Here is a 16,708-nt window from a genome sequence, read left to right as displayed (position 1 = left end):
AATCATGAAAAGAAATTTAATTTTGGGTGCCATCCTATTATTTATGGGCCTAGGCGTTTATGCGCAACAAGATAAAAGTAAGCGCGCTAGTCCTCCTGACAGCCTTCGTATAACAACATCATCGGGAGTGACTATATCGATCAATTATAGCAGACCCTCTGTTAAAGGGAGAACGGTGGGTGAGGATATTGCCCCGGTAGGAAAAATATGGCGGACAGGTGCTAATGAAGCAACAACTTTTGAAGTAAATAAAGACGTTACAATTGAAGGAAAAGCATTGAAGGCGGGCAAATATAGCTTACACAGCATACCGGGCGAACAAACTTCAACCATTATTTTTAACAAAGTATGGAAAAAATGGGGACTCGATTACGATGAAAAGGAAGATGCATTACGTGTAGAGGTTCCGACGGAACAGAATAGCCAATCAGTAGAACAGTTTACCATATCGGGTTCTAAGGAGGGAAGGATAGAATTGATGTGGGGGACTTATAAAATAGCTTTTACGGTAAAATAAGAGATTAAAGGATTAAATGACTTCCATGAAGTGGATGATTAATCGTTCATTTCATGGAAGTCATTTTTTATGGTGTGTATACGGACATCATGTAAGATAAGTACGACCTAATTTCCTTAAAACTTTTGTATAAATTTTATTAATAAAACGTATTATCAAATAAAAGGTTTAAAAAGTTTCTCGAATGAGAAAAAAACTCGTTATTTTTGACAAAATTTTTAAAATATAGGCATTCAATTAAAAAATATATATTTGGTATGGTGATATTTCGGGATAGGATGTTATTTTTTAAAAAGATGAAGCTCCTTTGGGAGAGGAGCTTCAACGCTAACCAATTATAAACCTATATTAAACTGAGGGGCAAAACCAGACAAAAGTTGAATTGTTTTTGATATCTTATCAATAACTTATTCCCTTCTGTTGATACAAACATAATAAAACTTCATAATATTTACCATATTTTTAATAAAATTTTTCATTTTTATAAATATTTTAAAAAATACCGTCAATAATTTATAAACATCAAAAAATCATGGAAAAAAAGTCTCAATTTTTAGAACTTGATAACTTAGATACGCAGATTTTATCTATTTTGATGAACGATGCATCAGTTCCATACACTGAAATTGCAAAAAAGCTAGTAGTTTCAGGTGGAACGATTCACGTTCGCATGAAAAAAATGGAAGAACTTGGCATTATCAGAGGTTCTAACCTAATTATTAACCCTCAATCTATAGGATTTGATATATGTGCATTCTTAGGTATATATTTAGAGAAAGGATCTCAATATAAAACGGCTGTTGAACAGCTAAAAGAGGTTAAAGAAGTGGTGGAATTGCATTATTGTACAGGTCAATATAGCATGTTTGCTAAAATTATATGTAGAGATACCAATCATTTACGTCATGTTTTGAATGAAGACATACAAGCTATTAAAGGAATAGCAAGAACTGAGACAATTATATCGCTGGAAGAGAGCATAAAGAGACAAATTTCACTGATATAGTACAAAAAAGGTAATAAAAATGAGTAAAATGCTATTATTTTATTATTTTTTATATTTTACCTGTTCTTTAATAGAAGCTTTATTACCGCTTTGTTGTTCTGTAGGAGGATATGATGTTTATTCAATTTTCTCTAAAATAAGCGCATATTTTTGGAAAGGGTGTAGTCGTTAAGCTAATTACCGGATTCAAACGAGGAGGAGAACGTTTAATTATCTCATTCGTATTTGTCATAGGTTTTAGGAAGATGGCACAAAAAAGCCTATCATTTAATGATAGGCTTTTTATTTAAGAGACGAATGTTTCTTATTTTACGTAAGAAACTTCTTTTACTGCGTTTATAATCTTTTTAATGCTAGGTAAAGCGGCTTCAATAAGCGTTGGTGCATATGGAAGAGGAACATCTGCAGAGGTAACACGAATAACCGGGGCGTCTAAATAATCAAAAGCATTCTTTTGAACATTGAAAGCGATCTCTGATGAGATAGAGGCTAAAGGCCAAGCTTCTTCTACAATGACCAGGCGATTTGTCTTTTTTACCGATTCTATAATCGCTGCATAATCAATCGGACGCACGGTTCTTAAATCTAATAAATCGACGGAGATGCCATCTTTAGCCAACTCTTGGACAGCAGGTATTACGACCCGTGGAATCATCTTACCAAAAGATACAATGGTTACATCCGTTCCTTCTTGTATTTTATGTGCTTTTCCTAACTCTAAATAATATTCTTCTTCCGGAACCTCTCCTTTGTCTCCGTACATCACTTCTGACTCCATGAAAATTACAGGATCCGGATCAAGGATGGATTGCTTTAATAAACCTTTTGCGTCGTAGGGATTAGAAGGAACAACAACTTTTAATCCGGGACAGTTTGCATACCAATTCTCAAAATTCTGTGAGTGTTGCGCAGCTAATTGGCCTGCATTACCTGTTGGGCCCCTAAATACAATTGGACAGGAATATTGGCCGCCACTCATCGAGTGGATCTTTGCTGCACCATTGATCACTTGATCAATGGCTACCAATGAAAAGTTGAAGGTCATAAATTCTATGATCGGTTTTAGACCTTTCATAGCTGCTCCAATACCGATACCAGCAAAGCCTAATTCGGCAATAGGTGTATCGATAATACGCTTAGCTCCGAATTCGTCAAGCATGCCCTGACTTACTTTGTAGGCACCATTGTATTCAGCAACTTCTTCGCCCATCAAGAAAATTTTCTCGTCTTTGCGCATTTCTTCGACCATTGCCTCGCGAAGTGCTTCTCTGAACTGTATTTCTCTCATTAGATATAAGTAATGTATTTAAATCAATTTTTTGTACGCAAAAGTACTTTAAAAAACTGAAAATATGAAGTAAATGATCGCTAATTCATTAATATTCACTTTCGATTTCAATATCTTGATCTACACCTGACCGAAAGAATTCCTGATAGTGATCATTATAGGGTAAATTAATACGCGGATCATGTTTGAAAGGTATTTGTTGGTTAAAAAGGTCTTCTAAAACCTGTCTTAAGCGAAGCTCAAATGCTTCTTTAAAGCTGGACAAACTTGCTTCTGAAAGCAGAAATTTACTGCCTCTTGATTTGGTATAAAACAAACTACCTTCTTGCCTTAATCTTCTTGCCACATACAGGTTCGGCTCCACCCCTATCTTGCCGGTTTTTTTCTCATAGATATACGTATAAAAGAGTGTTTGCAAGAGGGCTTTATTGAATTTTCCTGAAGATGGATCAAAAAGGGAATCGATATCGGTGTAGTCGAGCGCATCGCTTCCTGTTTTATAATCTACAATACGGATTTTCCCATCTTTTTCATCTACGCGGTCAATGATTCCATAGAGTTTAACAGATGATTCTTTCCCGTCGACTGTAATTGGAAAGTCAATGACATAATCTTGTTTATTCTCCAACTCGATAATCGTAAAGGGTGTATTCTTTAAATCATGGTGGATGAAAATCTGTGCATATTCTTTAACGATTTCAAGCACGATTTTTTCTGTGCTGGATGGGCTATTTATGTCAAAATAAGCAGGATTGCCATAAAAATCTTTTGCCGTTGCCTTCAGACACAAATGATCTAACCGGCTCAATTGATCTTTTATCCGTTGTGCGGTGATATGCGGGCTTACACGTTTAAGTTCTTCGTAAAACCATTGCATGATTTCATGTATAATGGAACCGATCCTATTTGCTTCAAAATCTTCGGTTAACAATTGGGGTTCCTTTATCTTAGCTACGTATTTGAGGAAGAAAAGAAGAGGAGATTGAAGAAAGGTTGTGAATGCCGTTGCCGAAATACCGGGACGTAGGCTATTGTCACGGTTCAAATAGGACTGCAAAATCTTCCCAATCTCATTCACCTTTTTTATTTCCATTGCGGGGGGCGCTTCGTTTGTTTTAATTATTTGTTGCTGCTTTAATTCGATGAAATTAAAGTGACTTTCGAATTGTAGTTGTTTGACAAATCGACTAATCTCTCCCGAGCTGTTTTCATCCACATGGCCATTATAAACAAGTGTAATTTGTTCGGCTCGCTGCATGAGTCGGTAAAACAAATAAGCGGAAAGTGCCTCTTGATTTTCCAGTACGGGGAGACCGTGAGCTCGGCGAATAGAATCAGGGATAAAAGTCGCTGAAGAGCTTGTTTTTGGTAAAATGCCTTCATTAACACCTAGTATATAAATTTCTTTAAAATCAAGATTTCTTGTTTCAAGAAGACCCATAACTTGTACACCGGATAAGGGATCACCCTCGATAGCAGCCGTTATTCCTTGCAGCGATTTCCTGATCAACGAAATTGTAAATTCGACGCTGAGTGAGGGGAGTGTGCTCAATGCATCATAGAGTTGGTTAAGTATCTTGAATACTTCTGTAAAAATAGCCGCGTCGGGATAAGTTAATAGCTCTTTTTCTTTTCTGATCTGGAAAATTTCGCGAATAATTTCCTGCAGGTTTTTGATTAGATATCTTCCGTCGGTTCTTTTGTCAAAGAAAGAGGTCCGGCTTACCGCTTGTAATTCGACAAGGGGTACATTTATATAATGATTGGTGTATATGAGTTGCTGAACTTGCTCTTTGATGGGATCAGGTGTATGAATAAGGGGATGGGAAAGAAAAATTTCGACATCTTTATAATATATAAGATCGCTCTTTTGCTGCAGATATCGTTCTTGTATCCTTAACCATAAGTCGACAATTCCATAGATTGGAGATTGTGAAATTGGAAATCCCATGGTTATATTAGTCTCTATTGATACCGGAATGCTTTGTAATGTTGGAATTAACAAACGTTCGTCTGCTAACAATACTGCTGTCAGGCCCTGACTGATAGCATCCGTGGATTTTTTATCAACAAGGAAGCTATCCAACAGCTTTGCCTGTGCCGTATAGCTTGTCGTTTGGACGATCTTAATATTTTGGTTACGATCTGCTAGCTGATTAAACGGGGCACCGAGTGCATGAAGCAATCCATGGCTGTTTAAATTACGACGGAGAAAAGCGCCGGCCTCTTGCTGAACGTCATCCAAATAGTATCGATCTACATCGAAATAAAAAAGTGCACGTTTCTCTTTTTGCCATTTTTTAAATAAGAGCGCTTCCGCTTTGTTCAAGGCATTAAAGCCGACGAAAACTAATTGCTTAAATTGGTATATATAGGACGGACTGGTTTCATCCCCTTTAGCAAAAGAGCGATAAAATTGGGAGTTCGTAGCTAGTCCACGTTCTTTTAATGCCTGATGAAAATCCGTATAAAGCAGTGGAAGTGTTTTCCAAAGTTCAATAAAACGATCCTGTATATAACTGTGTTTTTCGCTGTTGAAGGTCGACCAGAATTGAGCCATAAACGATAATTGTTCTTCCGAGAAATGAGGGAACTGTTTTTCTATTAAGGCAATATCGTATAATTCGGTATAGACCTCATTCGGTTCAACGAGGTCGTAGTCTAATTGAGCAAAATCATTTAAGATAATTTCGGCCATAGGATAGAATCGCTCTATACTCATTGTTTTTCCATCTATGCGTTGCTGGATGGCGTTGTAGCATTGATAGAGCGTAAGAATTTGAGTCAGTTTATCGGCCTCCCGCTCAACAAAAGCGTTATTGAAAAATTGTTGAACAGTAAAGAAAGAAGGACTCCAGATTGGTTTACCGATAAGCTCAGCTAAGTACTTCTTCATATACATTTCAGGACGCTTATTATTGAATATAATAGCAATATCCTTTAACTCTGAACCAAAGCGAGCGATTAAATCATTTGCAACTTCTTTTAAAAATGGGATCATTGTAAGCGAGATAAAGAGAAAGATTAAACTTCTACCAACCGGTTATTGAATGCATAAAATAAAAAGGTGCGTATATTTGGGTAACCCATTTCCTGTAAGTTCTGCTGGTATTCTTTCACCTGGGCAATATGTTGAGGTCTTTCCATTCCGGTAAACTTAAAATCCAATATGATCGTTTCATGCTCTCCAATTAATACTTTATCCGGGCGTAACACACTTCCGTCTTTCGTTATAATACGTTGTTCATTCAGACTTTGATAAGGCTTGTCCAAAAGCGCCGCTAATTGTTCATTATTACGAAGTCGTATGGCCTCATCAAGTAAAGTCATAAGCTCATCTTTTGTAATTAAGCCCTCACTTTGCATTGCATGGAGATAATTTGGAAATTCCGCTATTTCAGTTGTCAGGGATAACAGCTCATGCAGCAATAAGCCTTGACGTGTTGCTGCGTTCTGTTCGCCCAGCGACAGCAGTTCCTTTTTTATTTTTCGGTTGTCTAAGGCTTCCTTTAACAATTCTGAAATAGGATATTTATTAAAGCTCCAATTGTAATTGGGTGGGCTTTCCCAGAAATCGATACACCCTTCTTGGTATTTAACCGGAAGTATAGGGGATTTTTTTATATCTTTAAAAGGCGTTGTTGATGGATAAACAATGCCATGGCTATATTCTATACCGAGTTCGTCGCTATGTAGTGCTAGTACCGAGCGGAGCACATCCGCAATTAAGGAGTCACTTTCTTTTCCTTCTTTAATATCAGGCGCACTTATATAAAGTTCCTTTCTGGCACGCGTAGTAGCTACATAAAGTAGGTTTAACGCATCCATATAGTTGAAAAGCATTTCTTCCAGGTATGCCTTGAATAGCGATGATTTGACCAGCATACTGTTGTATTTTACGGGAACACTTCGAAGAATTTCATAAGAGGTGCCACTTGTATCCACCCAAAAGTTGCTGTTAACCATTCCGTCAAGCTCCCAGGAGCAAAACGGAATCATTACAACATCAAATGCCAGGCCTTTTGACTTATGAATAGTCATAATTTCTACCGCATTACTGCCTTCGTTTGCCGGCAATGCCTTCGTTTTTCCTTCTTCATCCCAATAACTAAGGAAGGAAGCGATGCCGCGTTCGCCCTGCGAACTAAATTCAGCTATAATGTCCCTAAAGGCTATTAAATAAGGAATGGTGGCTTCATCATGGGTTATTCCATAGCCATTGATCAACGATTCAACTAATTCTGTTAAAGGGTGTTGTTGCCATACGTACCAATTATTAATGACAATAGGGGGCAAGATCTTTCCCCAGACTTTAATATCGTATTGCGTGGCATTTAACCAAATCGAGGCTTCGTCCTCTTGATTTAATCCGTAAACTTGTTGATAAAGAAGGAGGCAATTTGCTCGATAAAGCGAGGCCTCCTCTACGGGTGTAATCATAGCTTTCAGCGTGTTAATAAGCAAGCGTATGCCGGGATTGTTGACCAATAAAAGCGCATCTCCCGAGATTACCTCGAACTTATGAGATTCGTCCAGTTCCTTCTGAATGTGAAGTAAATACTCGATAATTTCGCGGGCCTCCGTGTTGTTTCGTACCAGAATACCTATTTGGCGAGCTTGGTATCTGCCCTCAGTCAGCCAATTGATAATCGTGTCGGATAGCGCTTTTAAAGCTGCTGGTTTAATCTCTTTACCGCGTGTTTTTGCGAAGGAGCTCGTAACGGGAAAAAAAGAAACGGTAACCCTCCCTCCTTCTTCGCCTTTGTCGGAGGGGATTTTTTGGACGGTTTCTGCATAGGCGTCGGTTAATATCTGTGTATATCCCGAAGCCTGCCACCATGAATTATATAAGCTATCACCTATTTCGGTGTAAATCTTATCATTTATTATTTGTTGTAAAAGTTTAGGTGCTTGAGTAAATAAAAAATTGTTGAATTTAATGATATTGGGAAGGCTTCGATAGTTCTCTTGAAGCGTCTGAAAACGGATGTGATGATCGCCTAAATCTCTTGTGGACTGATACTGTAGAATCCGCCAGTCGCCATTTCGCCAACGATAGATGCTTTGTTTAACATCACCTACAATGAGGTGATGGGGAATCGATCGGTTCCCTTCTGTACTAGCCAGCGCATTCACCAACAGAGGTTGAAAGTTATACCATTGGTTCGACGAAGTATCTTGAAATTCATCGAACAGAAAATATTTATAACGATTCCCGACTTTCTCATAAATAAAAGAAATGTTTTGGTCCTGATGGCGATTGATTTCTTTCAGGAGATTTTGTGCATCACTAATAAGAGAGACGTCATGCTCTGCTCTGTAATCAGCAAGCAACACGCTCATTTCTTTTAGTAGACGTAGGTAGTAAAAATTAGCCTGAACCGCTTTTGCTAAAAAGTAAGTGCGACTATGTTCTTCTTTATAGTTTAGAATCTGCCGCAAAAGCGGATTCAGTTTATTATACAGGTCGGATACAGCCCCACTGACGCCATTCTTTTGCCACTTTTCCGGATTATCAATATAATCGGCAAACTTGTCGATGGCTTCTAAATTATCGGGAGCCAAGGACGGGATTTTAGGAATCAGGTTTTGCGATTTACGTAGAAAAAGGTCGCTTGATACCCCCGAGCTATTCACTATTTCGGTCGCAATTTTTAACAAGCGTTCGATTTCTTTTTCAAAACGAGTAATGAGTTCGTCCGAAAGATCGCTAATCGTTGTGAAAACCACTTGTCGATCAGCTTCGCTCAGCTGAGAAATGGCTTCGTCAAAAGGATGAAATCGTTCTTTGAAAAGTTCATCGGCAAGTTTTTTCAGTACCGTTGTATAATTCCAATTCCTGTCGTTCTCTATCTGCTTTCTGGCGTAATTGATAATCCACTGTAGCAAGTCATCACGATCGTTCAATAGTTTATTGAGCCGTACTACCAAATCTTGCTTCACTTTATCGCTATTCATTTCCAAGCGATAGGCTGCATTTAAGCCCAGTTCGAAGCTAAAACTTCTAATAATCTTTTGGTAAAAACCGTCGATTGTACTGATGGCAAATCGACTATAGTTATGTAAAATTTGCCTGTAAACCTCCATCGCTTTTTGCTGTATATCTTGCCTGGAGAGTTGTGGATGGGCCTCTAATATAATATTGCGATAAGATTCGACCGCTTCGCTGCCTAGCGCGAGGCCTTCAATGACCGTTAAAATGCGGTGTTTCATTTCGGCAGTAGCCTTATTGGTAAAGGTGACGGCTAGAATTTCCGAAAAATGAACTTTACTAGTGAAGAGCAGACTGATGTAATGAGCGGTTAAGCTAAAAGTTTTCCCGGATCCGGCCGAAGCCTTTAATATTTTTACTGGAGGAAGATTGGCCATATTAAACAAAACGCTTTACTTTGTAAAGTACGTAAATTTATTCAGCGTGATGAAGAAAATCCTGGGTATATTCTTTATTTATATTGTTTTTGTTTTACAAGTAGCTGCACAGCAAGAAAGACAGAAATTGTACCACCCTGAAGCAGATGCACAATCTGAAATACAAGCAGCTGTCGAAAAGGCAAAAAAAGAAAGAAAGCATGTTTTTATCCAAATCGGAGGAAACTGGTGTGTCTGGTGCTTGCGATTTAATGAACTGGTTACCGGAAATGATACATTGAAGAATTATATACAACGTAATTATGAGGTTGTGCATGTGAATTATAGTAAAGAGAACAAGAACGAAGCCGTACTAGCTTCCTTAGAGTATCCACAGCGGTTCGGGTTTCCGGTATTTGTTATTTTGAACGAAAAGGGGAATCGGATTCATACCCAGAATAGTGCCTATTTGGAAGAAGGAAAAGGACATAGCGCCAAGAAGGTACTTGAATTTTTGGAGAACTGGTCACCCACAGCATTAGACCCGAAATCGTACAAGCAGTAATTTTTCAGGAGGATGTCTCGTGATGGAAATAAATGACGTATCATACTTTACTCATGAAGTTATGTAACAAAAGTGCTATATTAAGCTCCAATATTAAAAGTAAAGGTAATGAAAGAGCAAAAAATCTTGATGATGATTCCGGATATTGCACCGGAGGAAATGATATTTTTAAGGAGCGCTTTACAAGCTATTAAGGAAGAGAATGCAGAAGAATTTCTTTTTCTTTACAAAGGGAAAAGAAAAGGGACGCAAGAAGTGATGCTGATGACCTTAATAGGCTTTCTTGGCATTGCAGGCATCCAACGCTTTATGCTAAAACAAATCGGCATGGGCATATTATATCTTTTGACCTTTGGCTTTTGTTATGTCGGAACAATTGTAGATCTCATCAATCACAAAAGGCTTACGAGCGATTATAACGAACAAATGGCTCTTGAAACAATGCAGCTTATGCAAATCTATCGCGCTTAACTCCAAAGGGTTGCATTTGTCAGTTAGGTATCGTAGTCTGCATATTCGATGGCCCGCTTTCGTTTTTTAAGCGATCAATAGCTGTTATGACATAAGTGTATCGCGACCCTCCTCTGACAGCCTGATCGGTATAAAAGGTTCGATTCGCATCAAAGATTATTTCCAGGATATTTTGAGCATTATTTAAATTAATTTCCTCCCCTTCGTCAAATCGATACACAACATAGCCATAGGCCGTTTCCCCATCGGTTGCCATTGGGGGTTTATCCCATCGTAAGGATACACCGCCGGTAGTTAAATTATGATAGAGGAGATTTTGTGGAGCCAATGGAGGAATACTATCGAGCCAGGGCATGGTAGGCTGGAGGGATTTGTATCGATAGAAATTGTATTGTAAGGAATCCCTAAAGCCACCAAGATTATTCACAAGTGATTTGGAGCTAAAATAAACACTTCCTTGTATAGCCGAAAACTTCCTCAAGTGGCGAATTTGATTTGGAAGTTGACGTCTGTCCCTCCACCCCGTGCTATTGTCCGCGGCTCGATAGGCGGCTTGTCCAATATATATATGCTTGCCGTAGCCATTTGTATTCCACCAATCGATGAGTATTTCATAGGCCGCAGCGCGATTATTAAAAGGGAAATATATCTGCGGATTAATATAATCAACCCAGCCATTTTGGAGCCATGTTCTTGCATCAGCGTACAATTGAGAATAACCACTTAAACCGGAAGTTTCAGAGCCTTCAGGATGTTGTTTTTTATTTTGCCAGATACCAAAAGGACTGATACCGAATTTTACATATTTCTTTTCGTGGTGGATACTATCTGCCAATGTTTTTATCAATTGATTGACATTATTTCTTCGCCAATCATCTATCCTTGAAAAGCCTTGTCCATAGCGTTGGAAAGTATTTGCATCGGGAATAGATTGTCCCCCCGCTGGATAAGGATAAAAATAGTCATCAAAATGAACGCCGTCAATATCGTAGTTTTTAACAACAGACATAATTACTTCCACAATGTACTTTTTTACTTCGGGGATACCCGGATTGAAGAGCTTTTTTCCTGCATAAGTGAAAAACCAGTCGGGATGTTGTTTGGTAATATGATTGCTACTAACATTTGCTTCGTTTAAGTCGAAGGTAGCACGATAAGGATTAAACCAAGCGTGTAGCTCCATTCCCCTATTGTGGGCTTCTTGTATGGCAAAATCCAAGGGGTCATATAAAGGATTGGGAGCCTGTCCCTGGCTGCCGGTTAAGAAGCGTGACCACAACTCCTTTCCCCGTGCATATATTGCATCGGCGGAGGGCCTGACCTGTAGGAATATAGCGTTAATGCCCGCCCGTTGATGGGCATCTAAGAGCCGTAAAAGTTCTTGTTTTTGGATGTCGGATGACAGGCCGGCTTTACTTGGCCAATCTATATTGACAACAGTGGATACCCAAACACCTCTTAGTTCTCTCTTAGGAATAGGATCTGTACTTTGTGCTTGCGTACTCAAGCAAAGAAATGGAAAAAGGTAAAATAAGAGGCCTAATGATTTATTAAAGAGGTGAATGTTCATCAAATATACAGTATTTGTTTCAGTAGCTTTTCTTTATAAAAAGCTGTAAAGATAAGTATAGTATTGAGTATGAGAAAAAAATTGAGCAAAAGTGTAACTGCTGATCGCGGTATGTATTGATAATAGTACAGGCGAAGGTTTATCACCATGAAAGCACACTGATATACTGCTTTTTTAGGATAATTGTTGTTGGAACAATTTTTGCTAATCGTTTTGAGCCTAATGTTTAAACGTACAAAAATGGAAGAGAATGATATAGTCTATAAACCGTCTGTTAAACTAGATAACAATGGGGGTGTTGAGCAGCAAGTAGACGTACAGGAACGAGGAAAAGACAATCCAAAGATTTATTTTTTCATTTTCGCTATTTTAGCGTTACTAGCTACGAACATTTATTTTTATATTAAATATAAGAGTTCCAGCGAACAACAAACAACGATATTGAGTGAGAAAATTCAGATGGAGACCGAGCTGGATAGGATCGAAGTGGAGTTGGACCGCGTTACCAAAGAAAACCTGAATTTAACGGAATCCTTAAAAGCAACACAAGATAATGCGCGGACCAAAATAGAGGAATTGCGTGCAAAACTGACTCAAAACGAATTGAATCGTACCGAGCTTCAAAGGGCGAGGGAGGAAATTGCCGAACTGAGAGGAGCAGTATCTAGGTATACAAAGGATATCAAGCAGTTGAAAAACGAAAATGCGTTATTGGTATCGGAGAGGGATCGTCTGAAAGAGAGTGTTACTACAGCGACAAAGAAAGCAAGCGAGCTGGAGAATATTAATAGTGAACTTGAACATAAAGTAGAAATTGCTACGGCATTGAAGCTTTCTTCGATCAATATAAATGCAGTTAGAGAACGAAAAAGCAACAATGAAAGTGTAGAGACCAAAGCAAAACGTACGGATAAGTTAAAGATAGAGTTTAGTATTGCCGATAATCCACTTGCAAAAAAAGCGATTTACGATGTTTACATCAGAGTGATAGAACCCAATGGAAATCTGTTGATTACAGAGAACCACATTTTCGAAGTAGACGGCGTAGAGATGCAATATACAGACAAGACGGGAATAGAGTTTTCAAACGACGGAAAACTTTATACGATTGAGTGGAAAGGCGCTGAAAATTTTAAACCCGGAACATACACCATTGTATTATATACGAATAAGGGAACCATGGGAAAGGGGACCATTCGACTGACGTAAACGGAAAGCTCAGAGTGGTATTTCTATAAAAAAGGTCGTTCCTTTACCGATTTCTGTTGAATAGCTGATCGAGCCTTTCATACTTTCAACGGTTTGTTTTACGAAAGCTAAACCCAGTCCGGTACCGGAGCTTTTGGTCGTGAAATTTGGCTGGAATATGCGATCTCGAACCTGTTCATCTATTCCATTTCCATTATCTTTAATGGCGATAATCAGCAAGCTTTTATTTCTTTTCACAGAGATATGGATTAAGCATTTTCCGCGGCCAGCCTTTGCTTCTATCGCGTTTTTAATGAGGTTGCTAAAGGATCTTCGGAGTTGGTCTTTGTCTCCTCTTACCATCACAGATCCCTCTGCCTGGTTGCTGAAAGAAATCTCAACGGCGGCGGTGTTGTTGTAGATCGGTATTATTTTTTCTATTGTATCGATAATATCCACGTCTTCAAGCTGTGTGTCGGGCATTTTCGCAAAATTTGAAAATTCGGAGGCAATAGTGGATAAACTATCGATCTGCTCAATGAACGATTTACTAAAGCGCTTGAATTTTTGGTCAAAATTAGGATCATTTTCCTTCCACGAGCGTTCTAGTAATTGCACACCGAGTTTTAAAGGCGTTAGCGGGTTTTTTATCTCGTGAGCCACCTGCTTAGCCATCTCCCTCCAAGCAGACTCCCTTTCAGATTGCGCTATTCTGTTAGCGCTTATTTCCAAAGCCGCAATCATGTTGTTATATTCTTTGATTAAGGAGCCGATTTCATCGTTTCTTTTCCAGAAAATGGGCTCATTTGTTTTTCCGATAGAAGTTTTTGCTAAACTTCTCTGAACTAGGCTTAAAGGCGAGGTAATCCGGTTAGCAATAAACACGGCAAATAAACCTAAAGCGACTATTACCAGTGCGTATATATTTATCAGCGTACTTAGCAACATCCCTATCCGATCCGCAAATTCCTTTTCGTCAGAAAAATAAGGAAGGCTTAAATAAGCAATCGTTTCGTCCTGATCATTTTTTATAGGGGCATAAGCAACCGGGTATTCTAAATTGCCGATCGCTTCCTTATGGAAATATTCAGATCGCCGGAATTTAGACATATGCAACCAAGCTTTGGCGTTCATGTGTTTTGACGTTAAGCCCAGGTCGTAAATCTTACTTTGGGTAGTATAAAATAAAACACCTTCTGTATTGTAAAGACTGATATCGGTTGCGTTTGAAGTTGCGGTATTGTAAAGTTCTTTTTCAATTTCGGGATTTTTGGCTTCGGTATTTTTAAAGGCGGAAGATTCCAGCCCGGATGTAATGGTTTCTAAACCGGAAACCATTTGATTAATGCGTTTAACTGTATTTATTTCCTGTTGGTGTGCATATTGATTACTTACACTGAAGAAGGTAATAACACCGGCGATAATCAAGGTAATTACAACAGCCGAAACAACAAAAGCTTGTATACGTGTCCGATACAGGATCTTGTTTTGTGTTATCCAAAAAGAGCGCCTTACTGTTCGAAAACTGAAATCATAATTTTTAAAAGTTATAATCAACCATTGTGAGGCATAGACCGTAACCGCAAAAACCAGAAGTACAAGGAATAAAAAGGACAAGGAGGCTAATTGCATCCAAAGGCCTTGCCGATCTTTGCTTAATACCATTAATATATGCTCATTTGGTCGATACATGAGTTCCCCTCCCCCATTTACCGTGTTTACCCGAATAAATTGAAAACGTTCTTTTGGATAATCACGATCGTTTGCAGGAAAAAGATGATCCCCGAACTGATTGAGCAACTTTCCGTTCCGGTAAAGGGCAAAGGAATATTGCTCTAGATTTTCTTGCTTATTAAGTCGACCATTACTCAGGATTTCAGGAAAGGATGCATAACGCTCGAAGGCCTTACTTGTCAATTCAATTAATGTAGTGCCCACTTCTTTTCCATCGGCAATAACCGGGATTAGACCAAAATATAAAAGGCTTCCGAAATTGTTGTTAATGCGATAAAAATATTCCGAAACCTTGATGGAACCAGATTCCACCTTTTTTTTGTAATAAGCTAATTTTTGAACATTCTTAACCTCATTGGTGAAACCTTTTTTCAGTTCATATATGTTAAATTCGTAGCGAGAAAGGTAACCGCTGAAATAGGTTTGTTTGATGTAATCGTTCAGCACATGAACATTATACTTTTGAGGTTGTGAGAAATAGTTTATTAGATAATGATCTTTCGCAACCGTATTTTCTATGCTGTAAAAAATAAATACAGCATCCGGGTCGTCTGCCGACTCCAAGCGCTGCAAGATTAATTTCTGGGTTTCCAGTTCTTTATCATTAATAAACTTAGTCTGATTTAAGGATGCAATCCACGCAAAAAGCAGCAGGGTGGTAATGAATACAACCAAGTTAAAATCTTTCTTGCTGAAGAAAGTTAAGGCTCGCAGTAAAATGATGCTGCTAAAAAGAAAGAAGGATAAGGTCAGTTCATTTATGAAAAGAAGAGTAACGCTGTAAACAACAAGTGTTATAAAAGACAACGTGAACCATTGGCGTTTGTGAATATCAAAGCTTAAACTAACTGCCATCAACACTTCCAACAGTAAATAAAGGTTGAGTATAACCAGGCATAAAGCAGAGATTCCCAGCCAGCTAAAAATATTGAGTTTCAAAACATTCGTGACATCGAATTGAATATTTGAATTTCCGATTAACCCACTAAAAACCTGAACAATTTGAGAACTGATCAGATAAATAAGAAGTGATGATATTACAAAAAATACTACTTTTAAAAAAGTATTGATAGAAGGCCTCTTTACAAAAAGCTGAAATCGATAATTGTAGATATAGCACATAAACCAGGCACCGGCAATTACATTCAATAAAAAGGCACCTAAAGAGGGGAAAACAAAGCTTGAGGCATAATATTTCGGATCAAAAATCTCGTTAAAAAAGTGAGTTGCGAGTAAACCATTAGATAAATCGAGGTATCTTGTCAGGATAAAAAATGAGAGAAAGGCCAAGGCTGACAACTTTACTTTTCCTTTACCTGCCATCCACGCGCAAACGCTGTTCATTAGAACGGTTGCAAAAAACATAGCGGCAAGCCACATCGCCAGCTCTAACTTGGAGAAGAGCGTATTGTATGTCTGTTGTTTCAGCTTCACCGAAAACAGGTATTTCCCATCGCTACTTCGTATATTATATACAGGATTATCGTCGTAATTGGCAATCGTCAGATTCTGGCTACGGATTAAATCCGGTGAAAAGTCCTCGTTGAGATAATCGTTTTTTAGTGCATATTTCGATTTAATAGGAATTAGGCAAACTACAGAAAATCCACCTTTTGATCTTTTAATCGCTTCATACCAACCATTATCTGCTACAATTAATGAGCTTCCTTCGGGTAATCCGGCATCTGATTGCGGCACGATCTTATCGGAGCCCCAAAAGGTCAGCTCGCTATTGGAATAGGTATATACCAGAACTTTTTTCTTTTCCCCAAAATATTGAACAACGTGCGCCGTTAATTTCTCATTGTTTTGAATGTCTTTAAGCGCATTAAAACTGGCACTATCTTTAAGAAAAGCTTTTATGAAGAGTTCCTTTTTATGTAGGTTCTGCTCGATCCGTTTTGCCTCTATCCGTAAAATTTCTTCCTTTCTGAAAGTTAAATGAATAGTTAGTGCCGTGCCAATAAAGCAGAGTGTTAGTACCAGAAGTAATACCCGTATTTTTAAAGAGTTATTCAAAG

At 38.4% G+C, this 16,708-nt stretch carries 10 protein-coding genes; 5 read left to right on the top strand and 5 right to left on the bottom strand.

Annotated elements, in window-relative coordinates:
- Positions 1-4 precede the first annotated feature (4 nt).
- Positions 5-517 (top strand): DUF2911 domain-containing protein, encoded by a 513-nt coding sequence (locus E0E36_RS02715; RefSeq protein WP_130854623.1) that lies wholly within the window; start codon positions 5-7, stop codon positions 515-517.
- 532 nt (positions 518-1,049) lie between these two features.
- A complete protein-coding gene (locus tag E0E36_RS02710; protein ID WP_013664599.1) occupies positions 1,050-1,523 on the top strand; it encodes an Lrp/AsnC ligand binding domain-containing protein in 474 nt (157 codons plus the stop codon).
- Between the two features lie 304 nt (positions 1,524-1,827).
- Here the strand turns inward: E0E36_RS02710 and E0E36_RS02705 are convergent, their stop codons facing one another.
- From E0E36_RS02705 to E0E36_RS02695, 3 genes are all read right to left on the bottom strand, one after another.
- Entirely contained in the window at positions 1,828-2,811 is a 984-nt protein-coding gene (locus tag E0E36_RS02705; protein ID WP_013664600.1) for a pyruvate dehydrogenase complex E1 component subunit beta, read from the bottom strand.
- Positions 2,812-2,899: 88 nt separating this feature from the next.
- Positions 2,900-5,812: a PD-(D/E)XK nuclease family protein gene (locus tag E0E36_RS02700; RefSeq protein WP_130854622.1), complete on the bottom strand. Its 2,913-nt coding sequence runs from the start codon at positions 5,810-5,812 to the stop codon at positions 2,900-2,902.
- Positions 5,813-5,835: 23 nt separating this feature from the next.
- Positions 5,836-9,180, bottom strand: coding sequence for a UvrD-helicase domain-containing protein (locus E0E36_RS02695; RefSeq protein WP_130854621.1), 3,345 nt, complete (start codon positions 9,178-9,180; stop codon positions 5,836-5,838).
- Positions 9,181-9,229: 49 nt separating this feature from the next.
- On the opposite strand from E0E36_RS02695, the gene E0E36_RS02690 reads away from it, so the two are divergent.
- Both E0E36_RS02690 and E0E36_RS02685 read left to right on the top strand, forming a co-directional pair.
- Positions 9,230-9,724 carry a thioredoxin family protein gene (locus E0E36_RS02690; protein WP_130854620.1) on the top strand — a complete coding sequence of 165 codons (495 nt, stop codon included), beginning with the start codon at positions 9,230-9,232 and terminating at the stop codon, positions 9,722-9,724.
- A 108-nt stretch (positions 9,725-9,832) separates the two neighbouring features.
- A complete protein-coding gene (locus E0E36_RS02685; RefSeq protein WP_013664604.1) occupies positions 9,833-10,195 on the top strand; it encodes a TM2 domain-containing protein in 363 nt (120 codons plus the stop codon).
- A gap of 19 nt (positions 10,196-10,214) precedes the next feature.
- Here the strand turns inward: E0E36_RS02685 and E0E36_RS02680 are convergent, their stop codons facing one another.
- Positions 10,215-11,765, bottom strand: a complete 1,551-nt coding sequence (locus E0E36_RS02680) for a glycoside hydrolase family 10-like protein (RefSeq protein ID WP_130854619.1) — start codon at positions 11,763-11,765, stop codon at positions 10,215-10,217.
- Between the two features lie 240 nt (positions 11,766-12,005).
- Between E0E36_RS02680 and E0E36_RS02675 the strand changes: the two genes are divergently transcribed.
- Positions 12,006-12,974 (top strand): hypothetical protein, encoded by a 969-nt coding sequence (locus tag E0E36_RS02675; protein WP_130854618.1) that lies wholly within the window; start codon positions 12,006-12,008, stop codon positions 12,972-12,974.
- 9 nt (positions 12,975-12,983) lie between these two features.
- Here the strand turns inward: E0E36_RS02675 and E0E36_RS02670 are convergent, their stop codons facing one another.
- Positions 12,984-16,706, bottom strand: a complete 3,723-nt coding sequence (locus tag E0E36_RS02670) for a sensor histidine kinase (protein ID WP_130854617.1) — start codon at positions 16,704-16,706, stop codon at positions 12,984-12,986.
- Between the last annotated feature and the right edge of the window lie 2 nt (positions 16,707-16,708).

Source organism: Olivibacter jilunii, from assembly GCF_900607235.1.
Lineage (GTDB): Bacteria > Bacteroidota > Bacteroidia > Sphingobacteriales > Sphingobacteriaceae > Olivibacter > Olivibacter oleidegradans.
Note: the sequence above shows the minus strand (reverse complement) of the source record. Positions and strands in the feature narration are given on the sequence as shown.